Raw genomic sequence first — 25762 nt, 5'->3', positions numbered from 1 at the left:
GGAGTTGAACCATGAGTGAAGATGTTCGAATGGAGCGCGACACGTTCGGTGAGATCGGCGTGCCGAACGCTCGTCTATGGGGTGCGCAGACCCAGCGCTCGCTGCAGAATTTCCGCATTTCCACCGAGAAGCAGTCGCCCGAACTGATCACCGCGCTGGCCGTGATCAAGCGCGCCGCCGCCGAGGTCAACCTGGGTCTCGGCGTGCTCGACGAAAGCAAGGCGAAGGCGATCATGCAGGCGGCCGACGAGATCATCGACGGCAAGCATCCCGACGAATTTCCGCTCGCGGTGTGGCAAACCGGCTCCGGCACGCAGACCAACATGAACCTCAACGAGGTGATCGCGAACCGCGCGAGCGAACTGCTCGGCGGCGAGCGCGGCGAAGCGCGCAAGGTGCATCCGAACGACGACGTGAATCGCGGCCAGTCGTCGAACGACGTGTTTCCGACGGCGATGCACGTGGCCGCCGCGTATGGGATCGTCAAGCATCTGCTGCCCGCGCTGAAGACGCTGCGCGATACGCTCGACGGCAAGGCGAAAGCCTTCGCCGACATCGTCAAGATCGGCCGCACGCACTTGCAGGACGCCACGCCGCTCACGCTCGGCCAGGAGTTTTCGGGTTACGTCGCGCAACTGGACCAAGGCATCCGTCATGTGGAAGCGGCGCTGCCGCATCTGTATGAACTCGCCCAGGGCGGCACGGCGGTCGGCACCGGTTTGAACGCGCATCCGCAATTCGCCACCCAGGTCGCCGCCGCGATCGCCAGGCTGACCGGCGTGCCCTTCATTTCGGCCGCGAACAAATTCGAAGTGATGGCCGCGGCCGACGCGCTGGTGTTCGCGCACGGCGCGTTGAAAACCGTGGCGGCAAGCCTGAACAAGATCGCCAACGACGTTCGCTGGCTCGCGAGCGGCCCGCGCTGCGGCCTCGGCGAACTGTCGATTCCAGAGAACGAGCCGGGTAGCTCGATCATGCCGGGCAAGGTCAATCCCACTCAATCGGAAGCGTTGACGATGCTCTGCGCACAGGTATTCGGCAACGATGTCGCGGTGAATATCGGCGGCGCGAGCGGCAACTTCGAGTTGAACGTGTTTCGGCCGATGATCGCGCACAACGTGCTGCAATCGATCCGCCTGCTCGCCGACGGCGCGCTCAGTTTCAACGACAACTGCGCGGTGGGTATCGAGCCGAACCGCGAGCGTATCGACACGTTGCTCAACGAATCGCTGATGCTGGTGACGGCGCTCAATCCGCACATCGGCTACGACAAGGCCGCGCAGATCGCGAAAAAGGCGCACAAGGAAGGCACCACGCTGAAGGCGTCGGCACTGGCGCTCGGCTACGTCACCGAGCAGCAGTTCGACGAATGGGTGCGGCCGCACGACATGGTGGGGCATTCGGCGAGTTGAGGATGCTGGGGGGCGGCGGTTGCGGTTGCGGTTGCGGTTGCGGTTGCGGTTGCGGTTGCGGTTGCGGTTGCGGTTGGCGGTTGGTCTCAGCGGTCCGCCCCAACGGTCGGCGCTTGCAGTTGGCCTCAGCGCTTGGCCCCGCCGCCAGCGCCCCGTGCGCCACGCCAAAAGCGAGCGCCGCTTAAACCTTGCCCTGCGCCACTTCTTCGGGCTTCAGCTCGACGATCGCATCGAGCGCTTCCTTCACGTCCATCGCGTATTTGGCGAGGCGCTTCTGTTCATCCGTCTCCGGCACGAACGCCGGCACCGGCACCGGGTGGCCGTTTTCGTTGACGGCCACCATCACGACCAGACAATCCGTGGTTTGCAGCAGCTCACCGCCCTTCGGGTCGCCCGCCTGCACCGACACGTGAATATGCATGCTGGTGCGGCCCGTCGCCACGACCCGCGCGCGCAGTTCGACCAGGTTGCCGACCAGGATCGGCCGGCGAAAGCGGATATTGCCCACGCTGACCGTCACGCAATAGCGCCCCGACCAGACCGCCGAGCACGCGTAGGCGGTCTCGTCGATCCACTTCATCAACGCGCCGCCGTGCACCTTGCCGCCGAAGTTGACGGAGCTCGGCTCGGCGAGAAAGCGGAAAGTGGTTTCGGAACGGTCCAGCGGCGCTACGAGATGGCTGCTCATCTTGACTCCGGTCAATCGGATGCATTGAAAGGAGGCGATTATACGAGCGCAATATTGACAGCGTCGCGGGTTGGGTGAGCCGGATGCGCGGAATTTTTGCCGGGGCGAGGACGCGCTCGCGCATGGGGCTTCGGGTAATGACTCGGTTGCGTCGCGCCCGAATCGCGGCTCAGCCCGCCCTCGCTTCCTCGGACGCCGCCGCGCGCTGCGGCGCGACCGCCGACATGAAGCGCTGCCGATAATCGAGCGGCAGCACGCCGAAGCGCCGCACGAACGCGCGCCGCAAGTTCTGTTCACTGCCGAAGCCGCAATCCAGCGCGATCCGCTTGAGCGGCCGGCGCGATTCCGCCAACGCCCGCGCGGCCGCTTCGAGCCGCAGCGCGGAGACGGTTTTGGCCGGCGTGCGGCCGACCTCGTCGACGTAGCGTCGCGCGAAGGTCCGCGGTGTCATCCGGGCGCGCTCGGCGAGCCGTTCGACCGACAGGTCGTCGCGTAAATGCGCCGCCATCCAGCCGTGCAACGCCTCGAACGGTCCATGCGCCGAGGCCTGCGCCGTCAGCGCCGCGCTGAACTGCGACTGTCCGCCAGGCCGCTTCATGAAGACGACCAGGCGGCGCGCGGCCTGCATCGCCACCGCGTGGCCGAGGTCTTCGTCGATCAGCGCGAGCGCCAGGTCGATGCCCGCCGTCACGCCCGCCGACGTCCATACGACGCCCTCGCCTTCACGATGCCCCGCATCGCGGATGAAGATCGGATCGGCATCCACCTGCACCTTGGGAAAGCTGCGTGCGAGTTGCGCCGCGCTGCGCCAGTGCGTGGTCGCGCGGCGGCCGTCGAGCAAGCCCGCCGCCGCCAGATAGAACGCGCCGGTGCACACCGAGCACACGCGCCGCGCCCGCGTCGCGTGACGCCCGATCCACGCGACGAGTTCGGGTTGCAGCGTGCCCTGTTCATCGATCGGCACGCCGGGGACGATGAGCGTGTCGATCGGCTGGTCGTCGAGCGAGTCGAGCCGTTCGGTGACGACCGGCAAGCCGGGAAAGGTTTGCAGCACGCCGCCTTCGATCGACGCGACCGTCGTGCGGTAGGCCACCGGGTGGGCCGGTTTGACGCCGGAGTCCGCAGCCGCGGCGGTAGCCGCCGCAGCCAGCTCCGCGCGCCAGAACGCCTCGAGCGGCCCGCAAGCGTCGAGCAGCACGAGTTCCGGAGCGACCGCGAAAACGATGTGACGGACAGCCATCACGACACCACCTCCGCCGCTGCCTGCTTTCTCGACCACGCGTAGGCCAGCGTGGCCAGCGCCGCGATCCCGAGCAGCGGAAAGATCGCGGCATTGATCGTCGCCCAGCCGAAGCGCGTCAGCAATTGGCCGGCGAACAGGGAACCGAGCGCGGAAAACGCGAAGGTCGTGAATTCGCTGGTGGCCTGCGTTTTGGCCCGTTCCGACGGCCGGTACGATTGCGCGAGCAGCGTCGAACCGCCGACGAACATGAAGTTCCAGCCCACGCCAAGGCACGCGAGCGCCGCGTAGAAATGCGGCAGATCGGTCGAACGCAACGCGAACACGCCGCACAACGCGGACAGGCCGATGCCGGCGCCGATCACCGGCAGCACGCCGAAGCGCCCGATCAGGCGCGCGGAAAAGAGCGACGGCGCGTACATGCCGACCAGGTGCCATTGGATGATCGCCGCGCCGTCGCCGATCGTATGGCCGCACGCGACCGCGGCGATCGGCGTCGCGGTCATCACGAACATCATCACGGCGTAGCCGAGCGCATTGTTGGCGAGCGCCGCGGCAAAGATCGGCTGCCGCACGATGTCGCCGAGCGGCCGCGCCGCTGCGTGGGTGGCGGTGACGCGCGCGAACGGCGCGGCGTCGCGATAGAGCAGCGCCAGCAACGCAATCGACACGAGACCGAAGCCCGTCACCAGCACGTAGGAACCGGCGAACGCGACCGGCGTGAGCCAGTCCTTGCTCCACGCGGCGAGCAGCGGCCCGCACACGGCCGCCACCACGCCGCCCGTGAGCACCGTCGAAATCGCGCGGCTTTTGCCGTCCATGCCCACGGCGTCCGCCGCCGCGAGCCGGTAGTACTGCGCGAACGCCTGGAACACGCCGACCGTCGCCGTTCCGGCGCAAAAGGCCCAGAAACTGTGGTGAAAGATCGCCCACACGGAGACCGCGCCGCCCAGCGCACCGACGCCCGCGCCGAGCATGAAGCCCGCGCGCCGGCCCACGCGCGCCATCAGGAACGACGCGAAGATCGTCGTAAGCGCGGCGGCGACCGTGATCAGCGAGAACGGCAGCGTGGCGAGCGCCTTGTCGTCGGCGAGCGTGTAGCCCACCAGACCGGTCAAGGTCAGATCGATCGATACCGACGACGTGTAAAGCGCCTGGCAGACGGCCAGCACGCGGGCAGCGCGCCGGCCGTGCGGGTCGGGGCGGTGAACGTCTGTTTCGGCGGTGGCGGCGGCGGTGGTGACCGCAGGGGGAGTGGCCGTCGGCGCGATGGCGAAAGTGGCTGAAGCGGCTGAAGTGGAGAAAGCTGACGAAGTGGCGGACGGCGGCATCGGCGAGACCTCTGGCGGCGAAAATGGCGATGCCCTGATCGTCACACGAGCGGCGGTGGCAGAAATGACAATGATGCATCATTCTCTGCCAGCCGGTTTGGTTCGTCCGCCTGGAAAAGCGCCGGTCTTTATTTGCGGAAGGTGATTCCTTCGTCGATCGTGCCGTACATCGTGATGCTGCCGGTGCCCGCGCCCGAATCGGCGCCGCCATGCGCGCAAGCACTCAACAGCATGACCGCGGCGGCAACGGCGAAAAGAGTTTTCATGACAGCGTGTTCCTGCAAGGACAGGGTTTCGATTCTAGCCTGGCGATTTCGCGTGACGCCGAAGCCGCGCGTTCGAAACGCGTTTGCGTAGCTGCCGCACTCCATCGTTCACGCTAAGCTGAAACATCGAATGCCGCGGCCCGATACAGTGACCGCATGACGCCCCATCCGCGCCGCCAACGGAGATACCCGAATGACCGCTACGCTTGCAGACCAACAGAACCATTTTCCGGGGCTGAGCCGAATCGGCGCATTGCTCGCCGACCCCGGCCGTGCCGCGATGCTATGGGCGTTGATGGACGGCAGCGCCCGGCCAGCCGGCGAACTGACGATGATCGCCGGGCTCTCGCCGTCGGCGGCCAGCGCGCACCTCGCGCGTCTGACCGACGGCGGCTTGCTCGCCCTCGAGGTGCGCGGCCGGCATCGCTATTTCCGCATCGCCTCGGCTGACATCGCCGCGTCGATCGAAGCGCTCGCCAACGTCGCACAAGCCAGCGCGCCGCAGCGGCCCGTGCCGCGCGCGGCGCGCACCGTGCCGCTCGACATGCGCTACGCCCGTACCTGTTACGACCACATGGCCGGCGAGCTGTCGGTGCGGGTGTTCGCGCGACTTGTCGAGCGAGGTCTGCTGACGCTGCACGGCACGTCGCTCGAAGCCACGCCTGAAGGCGCCGTTCGTTTCGCCGACTGGGGCATCGACCTGTCCGCGCAGAAGAGCCGGCGGCGGCGCTTTGCCTGCACCTGTCCCGACTGGAGCGAGCGGCGTCCGCATCTGGGCGGCGCGCTCGGCGCGGCCCTGCTGGATTCATGGTCCGCGCACGGCTGGGTCGAACGCACGGAGCGCCCCCGAATCCTGCGCGTCACGCCCGCCGGGCATCGGCATTTCGATGCGTTTCTGGCCGCTTGAATCACGGCTGAAAAACACGGCTAATCGAGTGCTCCGATTACAGAAAATCCGCAATCGGCTTACGAAAGACCTTCCCGGAAGCCTTCTCCGGCTTGGGCGAGACCTTTTGTTACACGCTGGTGAGGCGGCCTTACAAAAGTGGGGGCCTTGAAACAAACGCTGCGGGTACAGTGGGTTCACGGTTGCTGCACATGCACCATCCGTCGGAGAGAGCTCATGAGAATAGTGACCACACCCCAGCATTCGAAACGCCGCCCCACCCGCCCTACGCCGATCGCCACCGCGGTCTGTCTCGCGACCTGTCTCGCGGGATTGCTGTTCACGACGCACGCCGCGCTGGCGCAGGAAGCCGGCGAGGCGCCCCAGGGCGCGGCCAGCCAGAACACCGATCCGCCCGGACGCGTCGCGCGTCTGAACTACATGGCCGGCACCGTGACCACTGAGCCGGCCGGCGCCAACGAGTGGTCGTACGCGCAGATCAATCGGCCCCTCACCACGGGCGACCAGTTGTGGAACGATCAGAACGCGCGCTCGGAGTTGCACATCGGCTCGACCGCGGTGCGCCTCGGCCAGTCCACCAGCCTCGACCTGCTCAATCTCGACGACAACAGCGCGCAGCTAAAAGTCGCGCAGGGCACGCTGTCGGCGCGGGTGCGCGAACTGCCGCCGGGTTCGTCGTATGAAATCGACACGCCGAATCTGGCGCTCGGCCTGAACGGCCCCGGCGATTATCGGGTCGACGTCGCGCCGGACGGCAGCAGCACCACCGTCACCGTGCGCAGCGGCAGCGCGACCGCGTACGGCGACGGCGGCCAGGTGCCGGTCGCGGCCGGCCAGCAAGTGCGCTTTGCCGGCACCAACCTGCAACAAGTCGCCAACGACGGCGCGCCCGGTCCCGACGGCTTCGACCAGTGGGCCGCGAGCCGTGACGCCGCGGAAGACCGCTCGGTGTCGGCGCGCTACGTATCGCGCGAAATTCCCGGCTACCAGGATCTCGACGCCAACGGCACGTGGCGCAGCAGCCCCGAATACGGCGAAGTGTGGGTGCCGCGCGCCACGCCCGCCGGCTGGGCGCCCTACCACGACGGCCATTGGGTATGGCAGGCGCCGTGGGGCTGGACGTGGGTCGACGACGCGCCGTGGGGCTTCGCGCCTTACCACTACGGCCGCTGGGCCTACGTCGACGACTCGTGGGCATGGGTGCCGGGACCGGTGGTGGTCAGCCAGCCGCCGGTGTATGCGCCGGCGTTGGTGGCCTTTGTCGGTGGCGGGGGCGGCGGCGTCGACTGGGGCGTGAATCTGGCCATCGGCGGCGCCGTCGCGGCCGGCGTCGCGTGGTTTCCGCTCGGGCCGGGCGAGCCGTGGCATCCGCGCTGGGGAGATCGCGATCATTGGAGTCCGCGCTACTACGAACGCGTGAATCAGACGACGATCGTCAACAACTACAACCGCAACGTGACGAATGTGAATGTGACCAACATTCACAACACCTACGTCAACTATCGCGCCCCGGGCGGCGTGACCGCGGTGCCGGCGACGGCGTTCGTGCATGGTCAATCGGTCGGGCGCTTCGCGCAGAAGGTCGATCCGCGGCAATGGCGCAATGCGCGGATCAATCCGGGGGCGCCCGGTATCGCGCCGGTGCGCGAGAGCTTTGGGCCGGGCCTGCGCAACGCCAATTACCGGCCGCCGGCGGGGGTGATGGCGCGTCCGGTGGTCGCGACGCGCAATCCGGCGATGCCGGCCGCCTACCACGACAGTCTCGCGCAGCGCTTCGCGCAAGGCGGCGGGCGAGTGCCGGGCGCCGGTCAGCCGATCGTCCGAACCTCGGTCCCGGCGCGCATGGCGGGCAGTCCGGGCGCGCTGCCGGTGCAGAATGTGCGGGTCGTGCAGTCGCATATCCCCGGACGTCCGCCGGGGGTAGCGCCGGGTGCGCCGGGTGCGCCGGGTGGAACCGTGGGCTCGTCGGCCGCGCCGGGGACGCCTGGTGCGCGGGGAGCGGCGGGAGCGCCGGGTGGACCCGCGCCAGTCGGTGCGCTTGGGACGACCGGTGGACGGGAAACGCCCGGAGCGCCGGGCGGGCCGACGGGCACGCAGCAGCCTGGACAGCGGCCTCGGCCCGGCGAAGCACCGATCAACCAGCGTGCCGGCGAACCGCAAGGGCGGCCCGGCATGCCGCCGCAGACCGCCAGTGGGCGCCAGCCGCCTGGAGACGGGGGTCATCCGTCAAATGGCGTGCCGCGCCCACCACAAGCGGCGGTCGGCGGCAATCTGAACGCTTTCCCCCAGCAACGCGGCGGGCCGCAACAACCGGAAGCGAACGGACGCCATGAGCCCGTCTGGACGCAGCCGCATGCGCCGATGGCCCAGCAGGCACAATCCGGGCAACCGGGACAAGCGCGCGGTGGTTCGCAGGAGCAGGCCGTACGGCCGGGCTTCGCGCCGCAGCCTGGCGCCGATGCGCGCGGCGGAATGCAGCCTCGCGGCGTGCCGCGTCCGGCGGACAACATGGCTTCGGCGCAGCAGATGCAACGTCAGCCTGAAGCGCAGGTGCCGCGTCCGGCGGATGTCCCGCAGATGCGGCAGGAGCCACGCCAGGACGCTTATGCGCAAGCGGCGCAGCAGCAAGCGCGTCAGGAAGCGCGTCCGCAACCGACGCCGCAGCCGCGGCAGGAACCTCGTACGCAGCAGGTTCAGCAGCAACCGCGGCCAGAGTTTCATCCGCAGCCGGCGCCACAGCCGCGTCCCGAACCTCGTCCGCAGCAGGTTCAGCAACAGCCGCGTCCAGAGTTCCATCCGCAGCCGGCGCCACAGCCGCGCCCTGAGCCGCGTCCGCAGCCGGTTCAGCAACAGCCGCGTCCGGAATTCCATCCGCAGCCGGCGCCACAGCCGCGCCCTGAGCCGCGTCCGCAGCAAGTTCAGCAACAGCCGCGTCCGGAGTTTCATCCGCAGCCGGCGCCACAGCCGCGTCCTGAGCCGCGCCCACAGCAGGTCCAGCAGCCGCGCCCGCAACCCCAGCCGCAGCACGGCGAGCAACATTCAGGCGGCGGCAATCGCGATGAGCATCACAAAGGTTGAGCGCCAGCCGAATTCCAGCGCCCTTCGCTCCGCGTGCTCATAGGCAGGAAGAAAAAACCCCCGCGATTCACGTCGCGGGGGTTTTTTCCTTGATCAGCCTGCCTGCCGGGTGGACGCTCAAACCGCCATCGGCGCCGTCAACGGCTCGTGATGCCGGTAACCCACCAGCGAGAAATCCGACGGCTCGATCTTCTCGAGCCATTCCGGCTCGTAAACGCCGGTTTTGGCATAGTCCGGCACGCGATCCGAGATCGCGAAGGACGGGCTGTCGTAGGGCTCACGCCCGAGTTGTTGACGCAGCATGTCGAGCTGATTCTCGTAGATATGCGCGTCGCCGATGAAGTAGGTGAACCAGCGCGGCGTGTACCCCGTCAGGCGGCCGACCAGGTGCAGCAAGGCCGCGCCTTCGGTCAGGTTGAACGGCGTGCCGAGGCCGACATCGTTGCTGCGAATGTACAGGCACAGCGAAATCTCGCGGCGCGCCACGTTCGGCAGAAACTGGTAAAGCAGGTGGCAAGCCGGCAACGCGATCTGATCCAGCACCGCGGGGTTCCAAGCGTGAAACAGAATGCGCCGGTCGGCGGGGTTCTGCATGATCGTGTCGAGGCACTGGCGCAACTGGTCGATCGCCTTGTACAGCAGCACCTTGCGGCTGCCGTCTTCCTCGAATTCGGTCACGACGCGGAAGCCGCGCGCGCTCGCGTCGGCCAGCTGCGCGCTCGCGCTTGCGTCCAGCACCTTGTACGCCGGCCACTGACGCCACTGCACGCCGTACACGTCGCCGAGATCGTCCGGACCCTGGCGATACGGATTGGCGAGCCACTGCGGATTCTGGTTGGCGTTCGCGTCCCACACCTTGCAGCCGAGGTCGCGGAAATCGGCGGCGCTGCGCGACGCGCGCAGGAACCCGACCAGTTCGCCCACCGCCGACTTGAACGCCAGCTTTTTCGTGGTCACTGCGGGAAAGCCCTGCTGGAGATCGAAGCGCAACATGGCGCCCGGCATGCTGATGGTGCGGATGCCGGTGCGGTTCTCCTGCCACGTGCCGGTATCGAGGATCATGCGGACGAGGTCCTGGTACTGTTTCATGCGGTTTCCTTCGACGAGGCGCGTGCCGCCGTCAGTACGCGTCACGGATTGAGCGAAAAACCGATTTTAGCAAGCGCGGGCAGGCAACGTCCGGTCGCGGCGTGCATCGAGGAAAACATCGCGGAAGGGAGCGCTATGGGCAACACTGGGCAAGATGGGGACGCGCGCTCGGTCGAGGCCGTTGGCGGCCTCCGGCAAACTCGCACGAAACGCATGCCGGGCTCGCCGACACGCATCGAGACCCGCTCGGGACTCGTCAAGACCTCAGGCTGATCTCAGGCTCAGAGGTGCGGCACCGAAGCCGGCAAGTCTCCGCCGTGCGGCGCGGCGAGCGGTTCGCCTTCCATATGGCGCATGCCGTGCGAGCACAGCAGACGATACAGCGTCACCCGCGAAATGCCGAGTTCCTGCGCCGCGTCGCCAAGCCTTCCGCGATGGCGCAGTAGCGCCAGTTCGATCGCCTGGCGCTCCGCCGCTTCGCGCGCTTGCGCGAGCGAGACCGGCACAATCTCGACGTATTCGGCCAGTTCCAGATCGCGCGCGGTGATCGCGCGCCCTTCGGACATCACAATGGCCCGCCGCACGCGGTTGATCAATTCACGCACGTTGCCCGGCCAGCCGTAGTTATGCAGCGCCGCGATGGCGTCCGGCGCAAAGCCGCGCAAGCGCCGGCTCGCATCCTTCTTGAAACGCTCCAGCATGTGCCGCGCGAGGAGTTCGATGTCCTTGCCGCGCGCGCGCAGCGGCGGTTCGTCGATTTGCAGCACGCACAGCCGGTGATACAGGTCGGAGCGGAAGCGCCCTTCGATCATCGCCGCGGTCATGTCCACGTGAGTGGCCGAAATGATCCGGACGTCGACGTCGATCGCGCCGTGGCCGCCTAGCCGCTCCACCTTGCGCTCCTGCAGGAAGCGCAGCAGGCTCGCCTGGCTTTCGAGCGGCAGGTCGCCGATTTCGTCGAGAAAGAGCGTGCCGCCGTTGGCCGCTTCCACCCGGCCGATCTTGCGCTGGTTGGCGCCGGTGAACGCACCGCGCTCGTAGCCGAATAATTCAGATTGCAGCAGATGCGGCGGAATCGCGCCGCAGTTGATCGGCACGAAAGGCGCGTTGCGGCGCGCCGAGCGTTCGTGAATCGCGACCGCGGTCAACTCCTTGCCGGTGCCCGATTCGCCCGAGATGAATACCGGTGCGTCGGTCATCGCCACTTTGCGAATGGAGCGGAACAACGCGAGCATGGCGTCGCACGAGCCGACCATTTCGCCCTCCGCGCCTTGCGAACCATCGTTCGAAGCCGGTTCGCCCAGTGAGATCATTCCGTAGGCGTGCCCGACCGAATCGACGATCCTGTCGCCCGCATACGGCACCGTGACATAGTCGAAACAGTAGTCGCGCACGAGCCGGCGCAAGGCGGCGTCCTGCAATTGCCCGGGCATGGTGGCCGCGACCCAGCCGACATTCGGCATGGTGAGGCAGGATTCGAACGCGGCGATTTCGTGCGGCTGAAAATGGCTGGACAGATCGAGCAGCCCGCCCGCGGCCATTCCGGCGCGAACGGCACGGCGCACGTCGCGCGCCGATCCCACGACCTCGACTTGCCAGCCGCGCTGGTGAAAGCGGGTATTCAGTTCCGCGCTCGGATCGCGCGAAACGTAAATCAGTTGCCGCGTTGCGGGTTCCATTATTCAGATCCTCTCGTCAACGAACGTTAAGGATGACGCACGTACCTGAACCACGTTCAGACACGCTGACTCGTCCGGGATTCGCGAAATAGCAAAAACCGAACGGCCATTCCATTCCGTGCGGACAGCTGATCCCCAAGAAAAGCGGCGTGTGTGTTTGAAACGGCCCGTGAGTGGGCTTTTTTAAATGCGAAGCTGTTTTTACAGAGCTTACTATACGCGCGTCGCTTGGAAAACAACTATGCGAATTTAATCAGCGGATCATTGGAGCAAGGGATGGAGCGCCAATAGACCCTTATTCAGCCGACGAATTAAACAAATCCCGGCAAGCGCTTTTTCGTGTTCGCCGTCCATGTAGTTCATACCATGCGAATTAAGCCATTGCAGTATTTTCCATCTGCCGTTTCAATGCTGAAACATTTCTGCCCGTTTCGCTTATTGCCACGCCAGGAATTACCGATCCATCCCTATCCGCCAATGGATTGCCAGCGATGGCACGCATTTCGCTAAATAATCCCCATCAAGGAGATATATCGTGCGATCCGCTTTGCGCCGCGATCCCGGTGATATTCCGGCTCGCGTGATCTTATGGGACGAACTTGCGCCGCCTTCGCCGCTGCCGATCCCCGTGGATGCCGCACGTAGTAATGCCGCCAGTTGATCTGACAAGGTAGGCGGACCGGATCGAACGGCGCGAACAGGTGCAAGCCGCCGCACCGGAGCCTGACGAGGCGGCGCCCGCCACCGCGTCAGGTAGAATCGCTCCGGTTATGTTCCCTTTCCCATTCGATGACGACGCTCACCCTGATCGTCGCTCGCGCCAATAATGGCGTGATCGGCCGCGACAACCAGTTGCCCTGGCGACTTCCCGAAGATCTCGCGTTCTTCAAGCGCACGACCATGGGTGCGCCCATCATCATGGGCCGCAAGACGCATGAATCGATCGGCCGGCCGCTGCCGGGACGCCGCAACATCGTCGTGACGCGCGATGCCACGCGCCGTTTTCAGGGTTGCGACACGGCGACGACGCTGCAGGAGGCGCTCAAGCTCGCCGCGCGGGATCAGGCGCCCGAAGCGTTCCTGATCGGCGGCGCGCAGTTGTATGAGGAAGGTCTGCGTCGGGCCGACAAGCTCATCGTCACCGAGATCTCCGCCGACTTCGAAGGCGACGCAACCTTCCCCGCGCTCGATGAAAACGAGTGGCAAGAAGTCGCGCATGAAACGCATCGCGCGCATGCGCCGAATGATTTCGACTACGCGTTCGTCACCTATAAACGCAAGGGCGTTTAAGGTTTTTGCGGCGCCCATGAAAAACGCCACGCAATCACTTGCGTGGCGTTTCCGTTTGCAGCGCCGGGCATGCTGCACAACCGGCGGCCCAAAACCAGAACCGCTTACTGGCCCGCGATCGTCATCCGCTCGATCAGCACTGAGCCGGTTTGCTTGGTGCCGCGCGTGATCGTATCCGCGCCGATCGCGACGATATGGTGGAACATTTCCTGCAACGTGCTCGCCACCGTGATTTCCTCGACCGGATACTGGATCTTGCCGTTCTCGACCCAGAAGCCCGACGCGCCACGCGAATAGTCGCCCGTCACGTAATTCACGCCCTGCCCCATCAGTTCGGTGAGCAACAGGCCCGTGCCGAGTTTCCTCAGCATTTCCTCGAAGTCGTCCTCCGCGCGCGTGGTCGAACTGCGCAACGACAGATTGTGCGAGCCGCCCGCATTGCCGGTGGTCTGCATGCCGAGCTTGCGCGCCGAATAGGTCGAGAGGAAATAGCCTTCCACCACGCCGTCCTTCACGACCGAACGCTGCCGCGTGCGCACGCCTTCCTCGTCGAACGGCGCGCTGCCCATTGCACGCGCGACATGCGGATCCTCGACCACCTGCACGTGCGGCGCGAACACCGGCTTGCCGAGGCTGTCGACCAGGAACGACGTCTTGCGGTATAGCGCACCCCCGCTCGTGGCCTGCACGAACGCGCCGAGCAGGCCGGCGGCGAGCGGCGCCTCGAACAGCACCGGCACCTTGCGGGTATCGAGTCCGCGCGCGCCGATGCGCGCCAGCGCGCGTTGCGCCGCGTAACGGCCGACCGCTTCAGGATCGGCCAGGTCTTCCGCGCTGCGGGTGGACGTGTACCAGTCGTCGCGCTGCATGTTGCGGCCGCTACCGGCGATCGGCGCGCACGCGACATAGTGGCGCGAGTACGGATAGCCCGCGAGGAAACCGCGCGAGGTGGCGAGCACGAACTGCGAGTGCTGCGCCGAGACGCTTGCGCCTTCCGAGTTCTTGATTTGCGGATCGGTGGCGAATGCGGCGTCTTCCGCGCGGCGGGCGATTTCGACGGCTTCGTCCGCCGAGAGATTCCACGGGTGATACAGGTCGAGATCGCGCGGCGCGGTTTCGAGCAACTCCGCTTCCGCGAGACCCGCGCAGTCGTCTTCAGCGGTGAAGCGCGCGATGTTGTACGCCGCCGCCACCGTGTCCTTCAAGGCCTGCGACGAAAAATCCGAGGTGCTCGCGTTGCCGCGCTTGTTGCCGATGAATACGGTCACGCCGACCATCTTGTCGCGGTTGTGCTCGATCGTCTCGACTTCGCCGCGCCGCACGGAAACGGACAGGCCGTCGCCCTCGGAAATCTCGGTTGCCGCGTCGGTGCCGCCGAGCGACTTCGCGTGACGAAGGATGTCCGAGGCGATTTCCTTCAGTTCATCCTGGGTATGCGGAAAAAAGCGCTGCTTGACGTCCATGTCTGCTGCCATTGTCGTTGCCGTCCTGTTCGGGGCCGGGCGGCCCTGTGGGTTCACACATGCCACGCACTTGCGTGCGCATTTGCATCGTTAAGCATCCCGCGATCATAGCAAGGTACGCGCTGGTGTACCTGGCATTCGCGGCTGTTTCCCTGCATTCTCCGGGCCTCATGGTGCCGCTGCTTCGCTGCCGCTTCGCGGTGTTGCCTGGGCACTGCCTGGTTGTGGCTTTCGTGCCGCCCAGGTGCGGCTCGAATGCGGCTCGAATGCGGCTCGAATGCGGCTTGGATGCGGCTTGGATGCTGCCGCTGTGCCGTCGAGCCGCGGCTCAGTTACGACCGGCTGCCGCTATAGCGCCACCGTTGCCCCGCGCGATGCCGTATGGGCGACAACACGGCGGGTTCAGCACGCCCGGCACGCTACAATATCGGTATGACACGCAAAACCCGCATTCAACCGATCGAATCCGCCGAGCCGGAAGTCGACGAAAACGGCTACGACCGTCCCAGCAAGTCCCAGCTCAAGCGCGAAATGCACGAGTTGCAGGAACTGGGCTCGGCGCTCATCGCGCTGCCCAAGGACGCGCTCAAGCGCATGCCGATGCCCGAAAAGCTCGACGACGCCGTGCGTGAAGCGCGCCGCATCACCGATCACGAAGGCAAGCGCCGCCAGGTGCAATACGTGGGCCGCGTCATGCGCTCGCTGCTGGACGACGAAACCGCCGCGCTGCGAACCGCGCTCGACACGTACAACGGCGTCAACAAGGCGGAAACGGCCAAGCTCCACTGGATCGAACGCACGCGCGAGAAACTGCTCGCCGACGACGCCGCGCTCACCGAGTTCATCCGCCAGCATCCGAACGCGGACCCGCAGCAGGGCCGCACGCTGATCCGCAACGCGCGCAAGGAAGCGCTGCAGAGCAAGCCGCCGCGCTACTTCCGCGAACTGTTCCAGTGGATCAAGAATGCGGACGGCCCCGCCGCCGGCACCGATTCCGCAGCCGACGACGCCCTGGAAGACGACGATGACGACCGCCACGAATAAGCTGACGCGTCAGCACCCCGACGAAATCGTGATCGGCCTCGTGTCGATCAGCGACCGCGCCTCCACCGGCGTGTACGAGGACAAGGGGATTCCGGCCTTGCAGGAATGGCTCGCCGCCGCCTTGACCTCGCCGTGGCAGGTGGTCACCCGCCTGATTCAGGACGACGCGCCCACCATTTCGGCCACGCTGACCGAACTGGTCGACGAAGCAGGCTGCGATCTGGTGCTGACGACCGGCGGCACCGGCCCGTCGCGCCGCGACGTGACGCCCGAAGCAACCCTTGCGGTGGCGACGAAGGAAATGCCCGGCTTCGGCGAGCAGATGCGGCAGATCAGCCTGAATTTCGTGCCCACCGCGATCCTGTCGCGCCAGGTGGCGGTGATCCGCGAAACCGCGGACCACGCGGCGCTGATCATCAATCTGCCGGGTCAGCCGAAGTCGATCAGGGAAACGCTGGAAGGCCTGCGCGACGCCGAAGCGGGCGGCGCCGTGAAAGTGCCGGGCATCTTCGCCGCAGTGCCCTATTGTCTCGACCTGATCGGCGGCCCGTATGTGGAAACCAACGCCGACGTGGCGAAGGCGTTCCGGCCGAAGAACGCGGTGCGCGCCCCCCGGCAGGCTTGACTCGCGAACAGCGCTTGCCGCGTTACATCACCACCGGCGCTTGCGGGGCCGTCGGAATCAGGAAATGCTCGCGGTAGTACTTGAGTTCCTCGATCGACTCATGAATGTCGGCCAGCGCCGTGTGCAGCGCGCGCTTCTGGAAGCCCTTGTAGATGGCCGGCTGCCAGCGGCGGCACAGTTCCTTCAGCGTGCTCACGTCGAGATTGCGGTAATGGAAGAAGCGCTCCAGATCCGGCATCCAGCGCGCCATGAAGCGGCGGTCCTGGCAGATCGAGTTGCCGCACATCGGCGATTTGCCCGGCGGCACGTAGGCGCTGAGAAAGTCGCGGATCTGTTCGGTGGCGTCGGCTTCGCTCACCGTCGAGGCCTTCACGCGGTCGATCAGACCGGAGCGGCCATGCGTGTTCTGGTTCCACTGATCCATCCTGGCGAGCGTCTCGTCGCTCTGATGAATCGCCAGCACCGGCCCCTCGACCATCCTGTCGAGCGTCGAATTCGTCACCACCACCGCGATTTCGATGATGCGGTCGGAATCCGGTTCGAGACCGGTCATTTCCATGTCGAGCCAGACGAGATTCATGTCGCTGCGCACGAGCGACGGATGTTCGATGGAGGCGAGGATGTCAGTCATGAAGGCAACCCTGTATCCGCGCAGACGGCCTCCCAGGAAGCCCGCTTGCCGCGGCGAATGTTCGTTTGAAATTGGTTTGAGCGTGTCCCGCCTGGCGGCGGGAAGAAACATATAATTCTCGCATAGATACCACGGAATCCCTGGATGCCTACCCTGTACTTCACCGTCCTGTTCGTCGTCGCCGTCGTCGCGATGGTCGGCACCAAACTGTGGCTCGCGTCGCGGCAGATCCGCTTCGTCGCCGGCCATCGCGAGCAGGTGCCGAGCCAGTTCGCGGGCACTATCGCGCTCAGCGCGCATCAGCGCGCCGCGGATTACACCGTGGAACGCACCCGTCTGACGATGATCGAGGTCGTGGTCAGCGCGGCCGTGTTGATCGGCCTCACGCTGCTCGGCGGCGTGCAGGCGCTCGATCTGGCGATCTCCGATTGGCTGGGCCGCGGCTATGCCGGCCAGATCGCGCTGGTCGCGGCGGTCATCGCGATCACCAGCGTGATCGACCTGCCGTTCGATTACTACCGGCAATTCGTGGTCGAGCAGCGCTTCGGCTTCAACCGGATGAGCAAGGGCATTTTCTTTCTGGACCGTCTGAAGGGCGTGCTGCTCGCCGCGGCGTTCGGCCTGCCGCTGCTGTTCGTCGTGCTGTGGCTGATGAACCGTGCCGGCAGCCTGTGGTGGTTGTGGACGTGGATCGTCTGGGTGGTGTTCCAGATGCTCGTGCTGGTGCTGTATCCGTCGTTCATCGCGCCGCTCTTCAACAAGTTCGAGCCGCTCAAGGACGAAGCGCTGAAAAGCCGCATCGAAGCGCTGATGAAACGCTGCGGTTTCGCCGCCAAGGGCCTCTTCGTGATGGACGGCAGCCGCCGTTCGGCGCACGGCAACGCGTACTTCACCGGCTTCGGCGCGGCCAAGCGGATCGTGTTCTTCGACACCTTGCTCGCGCGCCTGTCGGGCAGCGAGATCGAGGCGGTGCTTGCGCATGAACTCGGCCACTTCAAGCGCCGTCACGTGATCAAGCGCATGCTCGTTACCTTCGCGATCAGCCTTGTGATGCTCGCCCTGCTCGGCTGGCTGAAGGAAAGCGTGTGGTTCTATGAAGGGCTGGGCGTGCGGCCGTCGCTGCTCGGCGGCAATGACGGACTTGCGCTGGTGCTGTTCTTCCTTGCACTGCCGGTATTCATCTTCTTCGTCACGCCGCTCGGCAGCCTCAGTTCGCGCAAGCATGAGTTCGAAGCCGACGCGTTCGCCGCCACGCAAACCGATGCACATGACCTCGTCAACGCGCTCGTCAAGCTCTATGAAGACAACGCGTCGACCCTGACGCCCGATCCGCTCTATACCGCGTTCTACTACTCGCATCCGCCGGCGTCGCAGCGGATCGACCGCCTGCTGCGGCACGCATGAGCGGCCGCTCCCCGAAAGCGCCGCGCGCTCCGTCCAGCACGCGCGTAGGCGGCCTCGTGGTGGCGGCTCATGGCCGCCATTACCTCGTCGCGCCGGAAGACGGCGGCGCCATGCTCCAGTGCTTCCCGCGCGGCAAGCGCAGCGAAGTGGCGGTCGGCGATCGCGTGATCTACGAGCCGACCTCGGCGGATCAGGGCGTGATCGTCGAGATCGGCGAGCGGCGCAATCTGCTGTACCGCTCCGATCAGTACAAGTCGAAGCTCTTCGCGGCGAATCTCGATCAGTTGCTGATCGTGCTCGCGACCGAGCCGCATTTCAGCGAGGACCTGCTCGGGCGCGCGCTGGTCGCCGCCGAGGCGCACGAGCTGAAGCCGTTGATCGTGCTGAACAAGATCGACGTTGTGGCAGAACTGGAAGGCGCGCGTACCCGGCTGGAACGCTATCGCGCGCTCGGCTATACGGTCGTGGAAGTGTCGATCAAGATGCAGCCCGATGCCGCGCGCGCGGCGTTGATCGAGCATCTGCACGGTCATTCGACGCTGCTGCTCGGGCAGTCGGGCATGGGCAAGTCGACGCTGGTCAATCTGCTGATTCCGAACGCCGAAGTCGCCACGCGCGAGATTTCTACCGCGCTGAACAGCGGGCGTCATACCACCACCTTCACGCGGCTCTACCCGCTGCCTGACAGCGCGGACGGCGACGGCGGTGCGTTGATCGACTCGCCCGGCTTCCAGGAATTCGGCCTGCACCATCTGACCGAAGGCCGGCTCGAGCGCGCGTTCCCCGAATTCCGCCCGCTGCTGCCGAATTGCCGCTTTTACAACTGCCATCACTTGCACGAGCCGGGTTGTGCGATTCTCGAAGCGGTTGCCGACGGCCGCATCCGGCGCGAGCGGCACGCGTTGTACGCGCAACTCGTGCATGAAGCCAGCCAGATCGTCCGGTGAAGCACGTCGCCGTCACCCTCCTGGACTCACGATGAAATTGATGCGAGCGCCGAACCTGATCATCGGACAGCATTGGGTCAATGTGCTCGAAGCGGCGGGCATTGCCTGCGAGTTGCACAACCGCTACCTGAACGGCGCGCTCGGCGATATTCCAGCGGATCAGTGCGCGCCGGAATTATGGCTGGTCGATGAACGGGATGAGGCGATGGCGCGGCAGCTGATCGATGCCGCTTCGCGTGGGCCTGCCTCGGGGTCGCCTGCGTGGCAATGTCGCAAGTGCGGTGAGACGCTCGAAGCGCAGTTCACCGTATGCTGGCAGTGTGGGACGGCGCGGGATTCGCGCGACGGGTGAGGCGGTTCGGGGCTGCCCTTAGGCAAGCCTCGAACGGAGCCTCAAGCGGAGGCTCAAGCGAGCCATACGGCGATCGTCAGCATCAACAGCAGAATCATCCACAGCACCACCGCGCGCCAGACGAGGCCCACGGCCGATTGGAGCGTGCGAGGCGTGCAATCGTCACCGACCTGCATCGGACCGCCGTCGCCGGTGGCGAGCGCGTCCAGACTCGACGGCTCGGCAAGCGGCCCGCTCAGCCGCGCGCCCAATGCGCCGCTGCCCGCGGCCAGCAACACGCCGTCGTTGGCATCCGGCCACTGGCGCGCATGGTTGCGCCACGCGTAAATCGCGTCCTCGAAATTACCGACGATCGCGAAGCCCAGCGACGTGAGCCGCGCCGGCACCCAGTCGATCACGAAGAAAGCGCGCTGCGCGAAGCTCGAAAACGCGATGGTGCGATCGTCGACCGGCCGTGCCCATGTGCGTGCCAGATATTCGGCGATCCGATACAGCACCGCGCCCGCCGGCCCGACCGGAATCAGGAACCAGAAGAACACGCCGAACACATGACGATGCGAAGCGACCACCGCGTGAATCAGCGTATGACGCACGATCTCGCTGACGGGCATGTCGACGGTGTCGAGCCCGGTCCATTCATTGAGGATTTCACGCGCGCGCGGCACGTCGTCGTTGTTCAGCGCGAGGTGGATGTCCGTGAAGTAATGGCTGAACTGCCGGAAACCGAGCGTGAAGTACAGCACCGCGACGTTCCACAGGAACGCCAGCGCAAAATGGATGTGATACAGCACGTAGTAGACGAGCGCGACGGCCAGCGTCCAGGGCACCACCACCACGAGCCAGGCAAGCAAGCCATGCTTCGGCTTGCCGGCATCGAATCCGTGCGCCGCCGACTCCGCATGGTATTGAAGCAACGCCGATACGGGATTGTTCGGCGATAGCGCGCGTACCTGTTCAATGATCAGAGCCAGCAATACAGAGAAAAAAGTCATGCGGTGCGCCGTGCTTTTCGAGTTTTACGATTGTTATATAACGATAGCACAGGGTCGGATGCGACTGAGCGTGGACCTCGACAAACATCCGACAACCGCACAGTCTGCGTTGGCTTACGCCGCGAGAAAGCGATAGAAGTTGCGCAGCATCGCCGCCGTCGCGCCCCAGATGAAATAGTGGCCGCCTACTGAATTTGCACTTGCGCCGCCGTCGAATTCCAGCGACGCCGTACGCGGATACGGCATGGCGAAAAAGCGCCGCTCGCCGTTTTCCCAGCGGAACACGCGCTCTTCGTGATGCGCGGGGTTCATCAGAAAGGCGAGCGGCACCTCGAAGACTTCGGCCACTTCAAGCGCGTCGGCTTCCAATGTGAACGGCGGGTGCACGAGGCCGATCACCGGCGTGACGCGGAAACCGGTACCCGTCAGATAGTCGGGCAACGCACCGAGAATCTCGACACGCGACGGATCGAGGCCGACCTCTTCCTGTGCTTCGCGCAGGGCGGTGGCGGTGGCGTTCGCGTCGAATGGCTCCTGACGGCCGCCTGGGAAGCTCACCTGGCCGGCATGATCGTTCAGATGGTCCGCGCGCTGGGTCAGCAGAACGGTCAGGCCGTGATCGCGGACCACCAACGGCACCAGTACCGCCGCGACTCGGGGATCGACGTGCGTATCGCGCCAGGGCGCTTCGACAATCGGTTCAGGCGCCCATGAAAGACGCTGTTCGAAGCGTGCGCGCAGACCGTCGGGCGTGAGACGTCCGCCGGACACCGGCGGCAGATCGGCGCCCGTCGCTTCGACAGGCAGGGTTTCAGGTTCAAAGACGGGGCGGATCAACGGGTCTCTCGAACGAGCGGATAGGGGACATGCCGCTATTTTGACCTGGCAAACAAAAAAGCACCCGCGAGGGGTGCTTTTTCTTACAGCATTTACGCTTGGGGAGCAGCGCGGTCTTTCTTCATGACCAGCTTTTCCTTGATCCGGGCCGACTTGCCCGAACGGTCGCGCAGGTAGTACAGCTTCGCACGACGCACATCGCCGCGGCGCTTCACGACGATGCTTGCCAGCAGCGGCGAGTACGTCTGGAACGTACGCTCGACGCCTTCGCCCGACGAAATCTTGCGGACGATGAACGACGAATTCAGACCACGGTTACGCTTGGCGATCACGACGCCTTCGTAAGCCTGAACGCGCTTACGCGTACCTTCAACCACGTTCACGCTGACGATCACCGTATCGCCGGGGGCGAAATCGGGAATGGTCTTATCGCCGAGGGCGCGCGCGATTTCTTCCTGCTCGAGTTTTGCAATCAGATTCATCACTGACTCCTAGGTCCATCTTGTCGGCGTTCGTACCTGCCTTGCGCGGAGTTTGTTTGCGCTCGGCTACGGCCCCGATAGAGGATGGGTTCACATCAGGCGCCGTACACGCATGTGCGGCACCGCCTATGTCCGCTCGAAAGATCGGGGCTTTACGCCTTCGACGCTTCCTTCGCGAGACTCGCGAGCCATGCCTCGTCGGCACGGCTCAACATCTTGTTCTTTCTGGCCTTCACGATCAGATCGGGCCGTTTGTTCAACGTGTTGCGCAACGCTTCACGCCGGCGCCACGCTTCGATTTCCGCATGATGGCCGCCTAGCAGCACATCGGGCACGCGCACGCCGTTGTATTCCTCGGGGCGCGTGTAGTGCGGACAATCCAGCAGCACGTCGACGAAACTGTCCTGCACCGCCGATTGCGAGTCGTTCAGCACGCCGGGCAACTGGCGCACGACCGCGTCCATCAAAGCCATGGCCGGCAATTCACCGCCTGACAGCACGAAGTCGCCAAGACTGACTTCTTCGTCCACGACACGGTCGAGCAAACGCTGATCGATCGCTTCATAGCGCCCGCACAACAGAATCAGACCGGGTTCGGCCGCGAACCGCATGACACGCTCGTGGTTCAGCGCAGCGCCTTGCGGCGACATCATCACGACGCGCGATGCACCGATGCCCTGCTCCGCCTGCGCCGCTTTCGCCGCGCCGATCGCGTCTTCCAGAGGCTTGGCCAGCATCACCATGCCAGGTCCGCCGCCGTACGGGCGATCGTCGATCGTGCGGTAGTTGTCGGTGGTGAAATCGCGTGGATTCCACGTGCGCAACGCGTAGCGCTCCTGCTTCGCCGCCCGACTGGTGATACCCCAATCGGTCAGCGCGCGAAACATTTCAGGAAAGAGCGTGACGACATCGAACTGCATCGCTCCCTCCATTCAGCGAATTATTTAGTAATCGGCTTCCCATTCGACGACGATCTGCTTCGCCGCCTGGTCCACCGTTTTGACAAAGACGCCGACGAACGGGATCAAGCGCTCACCGGTGACCGGCTTGCCGCTTTTGTCGGCGGCCGGATATTCGATACGCATTACCGAGTGCGCACCGTTGTCGATCATGTCCGCAACCTTGCCGAGGTGGACCCCGGCAACGTTCACCACATCCAGGCCGAGCAGGTCGACCCAGTAGAATTCGTCGGCTTCGAGAGCCGGGAATTCACTGCGGCTGATATAAACGCGGGAGCCGCGCAGTGCCAATGCGACATCGCGGTCAGTGACGCCGCCCAGATGGGCCACCACACTGTCGCTATGTATTTTCGCCTGCAACGACGGCGCCGACTTGCGCTCGTGACCTTTCAGCAGCCACCAGCGCTTAGCGCTCAGCAACGCGTCGCCGCCATGCCCGGCATCCGCATGAGCGGCTACCTTGACCCAGCCTTTGAGGCCGTAAGCGTCGACGATCGCGCCGACCTCGACCGCGTCGGCCGGCCAGCTTTCGGCCGTTTCCGCGCGCATTTCTGCTGCCCCGGAAGCGGCGCTTGCAACCTTGGCTTTCGCCTTGCCCTCGGCTCGTTCGACCGGCTTGCGGACGAATGCACCGAACGGCGCCTGATCAGACGTCTTCGCGCGCGGGGCGGTCCTGGCGGGACCTGAACTACCGGAATCACGCTCAGACATAAGAGAACCTCGCTGCCAACTTCGACGTCTGCTTCAGCACAACACTTCGCGCATCGGACTGCTCACGCAAGCGGCGCGAGCCGCCGGCCGAACCGACGACGATACGCATGCGAGCGGCCATTAAGCAGCCGGCTGCGCCTTTTGCGCTTCTTTCACGAGACGCTCGACGGTCGGCGACAGTTGCGCGCCAACGCCTTGCCAGTACGTCAGGCGGTCTTGAGCGATACGCAGCGATTCACCCTTCGTAGCGACCGGGTTGTAAAAGCCAACGCGCTCGATGAAGCGGCCGTCACGACGGTTACGCGAATCGGTTGCGACGATGTTGTAGAACGGGCGCTTCTTGGAGCCGCCACGAGCCAAGCGGATGATGACCATACTAGAATCCTTGAAAACCGGGGTTCGGAACGACTGAAACACGCGATTATAGCGGGAAACCAACGCCTTAACAAACACTTACCCGGATAAACTGGGCGACGACGTGGCCCCGGCCATACCGCGGGGCTCCAGATCATATCCAAACGCCCGCACCACCTGACGGAGCGCCTGTGAAATTCCCGCCGCCAACTGTGCTTTTGCTTGCGTTATTCACCCTCTTCGCGCGGCTTGCCGGCCTGGCGCGCTCCTCACGCCTTCGCGCTCGGGCCCGGCGCTCCGCGACAGCCCTGTGGCTCGCCGCCATAGTCCCGCCGGCGCTCGCCGCGCCGCCGATCGAACGTATCAAAGTTCCGCCCGGCTTCCACGTCGAGATCTTGTCGGACGCCGTACCAAGCGCGCGCGCCATGGCGCTGTCGCCGAAGGGCATTCTCTATATAGGAAGCTTCGACGGCCGCGTCTACGCGCTCGAACTGCAAAACGGACGCGCGACCGCGCGCCATGTGCTCGCCTCCGGCCTCGACATGCCCGTGGGCGTAGCTTGGCGGGACGGCGCGCTGTATGTGTCCGCCGTGTCGAAAATCTTGCGTTTCGATGCGATCGACACCCGTCTGAACAATCCGCCCAAGCCCACCGTCGTTACCGATAAATTGCCCGCCGAGACACACCACGGCGCCAAATTCATCGCTTTCGGGCCGGACGGCAAGCTGTATGTGCCGCAAGGCGCGCCGTGCAACGTCTGTCTGAAGGACCGCAGCCGATACGCGCTGATCGGCCGGATGGACCCGGACGGTAGTCATTACGAAGTCGTGGCGCGCGGCATCCGCGACACGGTCGGCTTCGACTGGCATCCGGTGACGCACGAGTTGTGGTTCACCGACAACGGCCGCGACCTGATGGGCGACGACGTGCCGGACGACGAACTCAACCGTGCGCCGCGCGCCGGCATGGACTTCGGTTTTCCGTATTGCCACGGCGTCGGGACGCCCGACCCCGAATTCGGCAAGGATCATCCGTGTAGTTCGTTCACGCCGCCAGCGGTCAAGCTTGGCGCGCACGTCGCGGCGCTCGGCATGCGGTTTTATAGCGGCTCGATGTTTCCGCCCGCCTATCGGAACAATATTTTCATCGCCGAACATGGTTCGTGGAATCGCAGCAAGAAAGTGGGCTACCGGGTAGTGCGGGCAACGCTCAACCCGGACGGCGGCGACGCCCGCCAGGAAGTATTCGCCGAAGGCTGGCTGCAGCCCGGCGAAGCCGTGTGGGGCCGCCCCGCCGACGTGCTGCCGATGCCCGACGGCTCGCTCCTGATCAGCGACGATTACGCCGGCGCCGTCTACCGCGTGACGTATTCAGCGCCTTAGGCCGCCACAGCGCGACCGCCCGCCACGTGCCCGGCAGCGCGTGGCGGGCGTAGAATGCGCACCGGTCTGCGCCCACCGGTGCGCCGCTCCTTTCGACCGCCCCGTCACTTCTGCCCTCGCCTACATGTCCACCCTTGCTTCGACTTCATCGCGGTTCAAATCCAAGACAATGACCGCCGCGCTGGCGTTCTTCTTCGGCAGCCTCGGAGCTCACCGCTTCTATCTCCACGGCATGCGCGACATTTACGGCTGGGCGCATTTGCTCGGCACGCTGATAGGCATTCCGGGCGCCATGCTGGTGGTGGCGAGCGAACGCGCTTCGATGCTCGGCTGGACCTTGGCGTTTCCGGGCGCGGTTTCGCTGCTCGCCGCGTTTCTTGCCGCGATCGTCTACGGGCTGCGTCCCGACGAGAAATGGGATGCGCAGTTCAACGCGCGGACCCAGCGCAAAAGCCGCTCCGGCTGGACCGTCATTTTCATCGTGATCTTTTCGTTGCTGATCGGCGCGTTCCTGCTGATGACAGGCCTCGCCATTTCATTCCAGACCTACTTCGAAGGCCAGGTGCAAGCAGCCAAAGCACTCTCGCAATAACAGCCGC

At 65.2% G+C, this 25762-nt stretch carries 26 protein-coding genes; 12 read left to right on the top strand and 14 right to left on the bottom strand.

Annotation, left to right across the window (positions count from 1 at the left end):
• The first annotated feature begins 11 nt into the window (after positions 1-11).
• Positions 12-1412 carry a class II fumarate hydratase gene (gene fumC, locus ACTJLC_RS13430; RefSeq protein ID WP_073427213.1) on the top strand — a complete coding sequence of 467 codons (1401 nt, stop codon included), beginning with the start codon at positions 12-14 and terminating at the stop codon, positions 1410-1412.
• Between the two features lie 181 nt (positions 1413-1593).
• Here the strand turns inward: fumC and ACTJLC_RS13425 are convergent, their stop codons facing one another.
• The 3 genes from ACTJLC_RS13425 to ACTJLC_RS13415 all read right to left on the bottom strand — a co-directional run bounded on the left by ACTJLC_RS13425 (position 1594) and on the right by ACTJLC_RS13415 (position 4671).
• Positions 1594-2100, bottom strand: a complete 507-nt coding sequence (locus tag ACTJLC_RS13425) for an acyl-CoA thioesterase (RefSeq protein WP_073427211.1) — start codon at positions 2098-2100, stop codon at positions 1594-1596.
• Between the two features lie 169 nt (positions 2101-2269).
• Positions 2270-3340, bottom strand: a complete 1071-nt coding sequence (locus tag ACTJLC_RS13420) for a GlxA family transcriptional regulator (protein ID WP_073427210.1) — start codon at positions 3338-3340, stop codon at positions 2270-2272.
• The gene (locus ACTJLC_RS13415; protein WP_235004794.1) at positions 3340-4671 is read right to left on the bottom strand and encodes an MFS transporter; all 1332 of its coding nucleotides are present in this window, start codon (positions 4669-4671) and stop codon (positions 3340-3342) included. The genes ACTJLC_RS13420 and ACTJLC_RS13415 overlap by 1 nt, the downstream gene beginning before the upstream one ends.
• Here ACTJLC_RS13415 and ACTJLC_RS13410 point away from each other — a divergent pair.
• The gene (locus tag ACTJLC_RS13410; RefSeq protein ID WP_143031900.1) at positions 4577-4816 is read left to right on the top strand and encodes a hypothetical protein; all 240 of its coding nucleotides are present in this window, start codon (positions 4577-4579) and stop codon (positions 4814-4816) included. The two genes, ACTJLC_RS13415 and ACTJLC_RS13410, sit on opposite strands and share 95 nt — an antisense overlap.
• Here ACTJLC_RS13410 and ACTJLC_RS13405 read toward each other — a convergent pair.
• Positions 4800-4937 (bottom strand): hypothetical protein, encoded by a 138-nt coding sequence (locus ACTJLC_RS13405; protein WP_167363264.1) that lies wholly within the window; start codon positions 4935-4937, stop codon positions 4800-4802. The two genes, ACTJLC_RS13410 and ACTJLC_RS13405, sit on opposite strands and share 17 nt — an antisense overlap.
• A gap of 193 nt (positions 4938-5130) precedes the next feature.
• Between ACTJLC_RS13405 and ACTJLC_RS13400 the strand changes: the two genes are divergently transcribed.
• A complete protein-coding gene (locus tag ACTJLC_RS13400; RefSeq protein WP_073427207.1) occupies positions 5131-5844 on the top strand; it encodes an ArsR/SmtB family transcription factor in 714 nt (237 codons plus the stop codon).
• 216 nt (positions 5845-6060) lie between these two features.
• Entirely contained in the window at positions 6061-8922 is a 2862-nt protein-coding gene (locus ACTJLC_RS13395) for a DUF6600 domain-containing protein (RefSeq protein WP_073427206.1), read from the top strand.
• A 117-nt stretch (positions 8923-9039) separates the two neighbouring features.
• Here the strand turns inward: ACTJLC_RS13395 and ACTJLC_RS13390 are convergent, their stop codons facing one another.
• Together ACTJLC_RS13390 and ACTJLC_RS13385 are read right to left on the bottom strand one after the other, a co-directional pair.
• On the bottom strand, positions 9040-10011 hold the full coding sequence (locus tag ACTJLC_RS13390; RefSeq protein WP_073427205.1) for a thymidylate synthase: 972 nt from the start codon (positions 10009-10011) through the stop codon (positions 9040-9042).
• A gap of 281 nt (positions 10012-10292) precedes the next feature.
• Positions 10293-11690 carry a sigma-54 dependent transcriptional regulator gene (locus tag ACTJLC_RS13385; protein WP_073427204.1) on the bottom strand — a complete coding sequence of 466 codons (1398 nt, stop codon included), beginning with the start codon at positions 11688-11690 and terminating at the stop codon, positions 10293-10295.
• Positions 11691-12479: 789 nt separating this feature from the next.
• On the opposite strand from ACTJLC_RS13385, the gene ACTJLC_RS13380 reads away from it, so the two are divergent.
• On the top strand, positions 12480-12980 hold the full coding sequence (locus ACTJLC_RS13380) for a dihydrofolate reductase (RefSeq protein ID WP_073427203.1): 501 nt from the start codon (positions 12480-12482) through the stop codon (positions 12978-12980).
• 104 nt (positions 12981-13084) lie between these two features.
• On the opposite strand, the gene pmbA is transcribed toward ACTJLC_RS13380, so the two are convergent.
• Complete coding sequence (gene pmbA, locus ACTJLC_RS13375; protein ID WP_073427202.1) at positions 13085-14455, bottom strand: metalloprotease PmbA; 1371 nt, start codon at positions 14453-14455, stop codon at positions 13085-13087.
• Positions 14456-14875: 420 nt separating this feature from the next.
• On the opposite strand from pmbA, the gene yjgA reads away from it, so the two are divergent.
• Together yjgA and mog are read left to right on the top strand one after the other, a co-directional pair.
• Positions 14876-15487: a ribosome biogenesis factor YjgA gene (gene yjgA / locus ACTJLC_RS13370; RefSeq protein ID WP_073427241.1), complete on the top strand. Its 612-nt coding sequence runs from the start codon at positions 14876-14878 to the stop codon at positions 15485-15487.
• Complete coding sequence (mog, locus tag ACTJLC_RS13365) at positions 15468-16112, top strand: molybdopterin adenylyltransferase (RefSeq protein ID WP_073427201.1); 645 nt, start codon at positions 15468-15470, stop codon at positions 16110-16112. Before yjgA ends, mog begins: the two co-directional genes overlap by 20 nt.
• A 22-nt stretch (positions 16113-16134) precedes the next feature.
• On the opposite strand, the gene orn is transcribed toward mog, so the two are convergent.
• Positions 16135-16743, bottom strand: a complete 609-nt coding sequence (gene orn / locus ACTJLC_RS13360) for an oligoribonuclease (protein ID WP_073427200.1) — start codon at positions 16741-16743, stop codon at positions 16135-16137.
• Between the two features lie 144 nt (positions 16744-16887).
• Here orn and ACTJLC_RS13355 point away from each other — a divergent pair, with 144 nt between their 5' ends.
• The 3 genes from ACTJLC_RS13355 to ACTJLC_RS13345 are packed head-to-tail and all read left to right on the top strand — an operon-like array spanning position 16888 to position 19446.
• Positions 16888-18147: a M48 family metallopeptidase gene (locus ACTJLC_RS13355; RefSeq protein ID WP_073427199.1), complete on the top strand. Its 1260-nt coding sequence runs from the start codon at positions 16888-16890 to the stop codon at positions 18145-18147.
• Entirely contained in the window at positions 18144-19094 is a 951-nt protein-coding gene (gene rsgA, locus ACTJLC_RS13350; protein WP_073427198.1) for a ribosome small subunit-dependent GTPase A, read from the top strand. Before ACTJLC_RS13355 ends, rsgA begins: the two co-directional genes overlap by 4 nt.
• 31 nt (positions 19095-19125) lie before the next feature.
• A complete protein-coding gene (locus tag ACTJLC_RS13345; protein ID WP_114163009.1) occupies positions 19126-19446 on the top strand; it encodes a putative signal transducing protein in 321 nt (106 codons plus the stop codon).
• Between the two features lie 53 nt (positions 19447-19499).
• Here ACTJLC_RS13345 and ACTJLC_RS13340 read toward each other — a convergent pair whose 3' ends face one another.
• The 6 genes from ACTJLC_RS13340 to rpsP form a co-directional block, all read right to left on the bottom strand.
• On the bottom strand, positions 19500-20438 hold the full coding sequence (locus tag ACTJLC_RS13340; protein ID WP_073427196.1) for a CobD/CbiB family protein: 939 nt from the start codon (positions 20436-20438) through the stop codon (positions 19500-19502).
• Between the two features lie 114 nt (positions 20439-20552).
• Positions 20553-21275, bottom strand: a complete 723-nt coding sequence (locus ACTJLC_RS13335) for a CoA pyrophosphatase (RefSeq protein ID WP_440844203.1) — start codon at positions 21273-21275, stop codon at positions 20553-20555.
• Positions 21276-21367: 92 nt separating this feature from the next.
• A complete protein-coding gene (gene rplS, locus ACTJLC_RS13330; protein WP_073427194.1) occupies positions 21368-21757 on the bottom strand; it encodes a 50S ribosomal protein L19 in 390 nt (129 codons plus the stop codon).
• Positions 21758-21909: 152 nt separating this feature from the next.
• Positions 21910-22677 (bottom strand): tRNA (guanosine(37)-N1)-methyltransferase TrmD, encoded by a 768-nt coding sequence (gene trmD / locus ACTJLC_RS13325; RefSeq protein WP_073427193.1) that lies wholly within the window; start codon positions 22675-22677, stop codon positions 21910-21912.
• Positions 22678-22701: 24 nt separating this feature from the next.
• Complete coding sequence (rimM, locus tag ACTJLC_RS13320; RefSeq protein WP_073427192.1) at positions 22702-23427, bottom strand: ribosome maturation factor RimM; 726 nt, start codon at positions 23425-23427, stop codon at positions 22702-22704.
• 120 nt (positions 23428-23547) lie between these two features.
• Complete coding sequence (rpsP, locus tag ACTJLC_RS13315; protein ID WP_006050280.1) at positions 23548-23802, bottom strand: 30S ribosomal protein S16; 255 nt, start codon at positions 23800-23802, stop codon at positions 23548-23550.
• A 170-nt stretch (positions 23803-23972) separates the two neighbouring features.
• Here rpsP and ACTJLC_RS13310 point away from each other — a divergent pair, with 170 nt between their 5' ends.
• Both ACTJLC_RS13310 and ACTJLC_RS13305 read left to right on the top strand, forming a co-directional pair.
• Positions 23973-25163 carry a PQQ-dependent sugar dehydrogenase gene (locus tag ACTJLC_RS13310; RefSeq protein WP_073427191.1) on the top strand — a complete coding sequence of 397 codons (1191 nt, stop codon included), beginning with the start codon at positions 23973-23975 and terminating at the stop codon, positions 25161-25163.
• 124 nt (positions 25164-25287) lie between these two features.
• Entirely contained in the window at positions 25288-25755 is a 468-nt protein-coding gene (locus ACTJLC_RS13305) for an NINE protein (RefSeq protein ID WP_073427190.1), read from the top strand.
• Positions 25756-25762 lie beyond the last annotated feature (7 nt).

It is taken from the genome of Paraburkholderia sp. 22099, from assembly GCF_052045835.1.
Classification (GTDB): Bacteria; Pseudomonadota; Gammaproteobacteria; order Burkholderiales; family Burkholderiaceae; genus Paraburkholderia; species Paraburkholderia terricola.
This window is presented reverse-complemented; position numbering and strand designations above follow the sequence as displayed.

What these genes read in the sequence shown, in the direction of transcription:
- fumC (WP_073427213.1), top strand. Translation starts at nt 12, where the DNA reads ATGAGTGAAGATGTTCGAATGGAGCGCGACACGTTCGGTGAGATCGGC.
- ACTJLC_RS13425 (WP_073427211.1), bottom strand. Translation starts at nt 2,100, where the DNA reads ATGAGCAGCCATCTCGTAGCGCCGCTGGACCGTTCCGAAACCACTTTC.
- ACTJLC_RS13420 (WP_073427210.1), bottom strand. Translation starts at nt 3,340, where the DNA reads ATGGCTGTCCGTCACATCGTTTTCGCGGTCGCTCCGGAACTCGTGCTG.
- ACTJLC_RS13415 (WP_235004794.1), bottom strand. Translation starts at nt 4,671, where the DNA reads ATGCCGCCGTCCGCCACTTCGTCAGCTTTCTCCACTTCAGCCGCTTCA.
- ACTJLC_RS13405 (WP_167363264.1), bottom strand. Translation starts at nt 4,937, where the DNA reads ATGAAAACTCTTTTCGCCGTTGCCGCCGCGGTCATGCTGTTGAGTGCT.
- ACTJLC_RS13400 (WP_073427207.1), top strand. Translation starts at nt 5,131, where the DNA reads ATGACCGCTACGCTTGCAGACCAACAGAACCATTTTCCGGGGCTGAGC.
- ACTJLC_RS13395 (WP_073427206.1), top strand. Translation starts at nt 6,061, where the DNA reads ATGAGAATAGTGACCACACCCCAGCATTCGAAACGCCGCCCCACCCGC.
- ACTJLC_RS13390 (WP_073427205.1), bottom strand. Translation starts at nt 10,011, where the DNA reads ATGAAACAGTACCAGGACCTCGTCCGCATGATCCTCGATACCGGCACG.
- ACTJLC_RS13385 (WP_073427204.1), bottom strand. Translation starts at nt 11,690, where the DNA reads ATGGAACCCGCAACGCGGCAACTGATTTACGTTTCGCGCGATCCGAGC.
- ACTJLC_RS13380 (WP_073427203.1), top strand. Translation starts at nt 12,480, where the DNA reads ATGACGACGCTCACCCTGATCGTCGCTCGCGCCAATAATGGCGTGATC.
- pmbA (WP_073427202.1), bottom strand. Translation starts at nt 14,455, where the DNA reads ATGGCAGCAGACATGGACGTCAAGCAGCGCTTTTTTCCGCATACCCAG.
- yjgA (WP_073427241.1), top strand. Translation starts at nt 14,876, where the DNA reads ATGACACGCAAAACCCGCATTCAACCGATCGAATCCGCCGAGCCGGAA.
- mog (WP_073427201.1), top strand. Translation starts at nt 15,468, where the DNA reads ATGACGACCGCCACGAATAAGCTGACGCGTCAGCACCCCGACGAAATC.
- orn (WP_073427200.1), bottom strand. Translation starts at nt 16,743, where the DNA reads ATGACTGACATCCTCGCCTCCATCGAACATCCGTCGCTCGTGCGCAGC.
- ACTJLC_RS13355 (WP_073427199.1), top strand. Translation starts at nt 16,888, where the DNA reads ATGCCTACCCTGTACTTCACCGTCCTGTTCGTCGTCGCCGTCGTCGCG.
- rsgA (WP_073427198.1), top strand. Translation starts at nt 18,144, where the DNA reads ATGAGCGGCCGCTCCCCGAAAGCGCCGCGCGCTCCGTCCAGCACGCGC.
- ACTJLC_RS13345 (WP_114163009.1), top strand. Translation starts at nt 19,126, where the DNA reads ATGAAATTGATGCGAGCGCCGAACCTGATCATCGGACAGCATTGGGTC.
- ACTJLC_RS13340 (WP_073427196.1), bottom strand. Translation starts at nt 20,438, where the DNA reads ATGACTTTTTTCTCTGTATTGCTGGCTCTGATCATTGAACAGGTACGC.
- rplS (WP_073427194.1), bottom strand. Translation starts at nt 21,757, where the DNA reads ATGAATCTGATTGCAAAACTCGAGCAGGAAGAAATCGCGCGCGCCCTC.
- trmD (WP_073427193.1), bottom strand. Translation starts at nt 22,677, where the DNA reads ATGCAGTTCGATGTCGTCACGCTCTTTCCTGAAATGTTTCGCGCGCTG.
- rimM (WP_073427192.1), bottom strand. Translation starts at nt 23,427, where the DNA reads ATGTCTGAGCGTGATTCCGGTAGTTCAGGTCCCGCCAGGACCGCCCCG.
- rpsP (WP_006050280.1), bottom strand. Translation starts at nt 23,802, where the DNA reads ATGGTCATCATCCGCTTGGCTCGTGGCGGCTCCAAGAAGCGCCCGTTC.
- ACTJLC_RS13305 (WP_073427190.1), top strand. Translation starts at nt 25,288, where the DNA reads ATGTCCACCCTTGCTTCGACTTCATCGCGGTTCAAATCCAAGACAATG.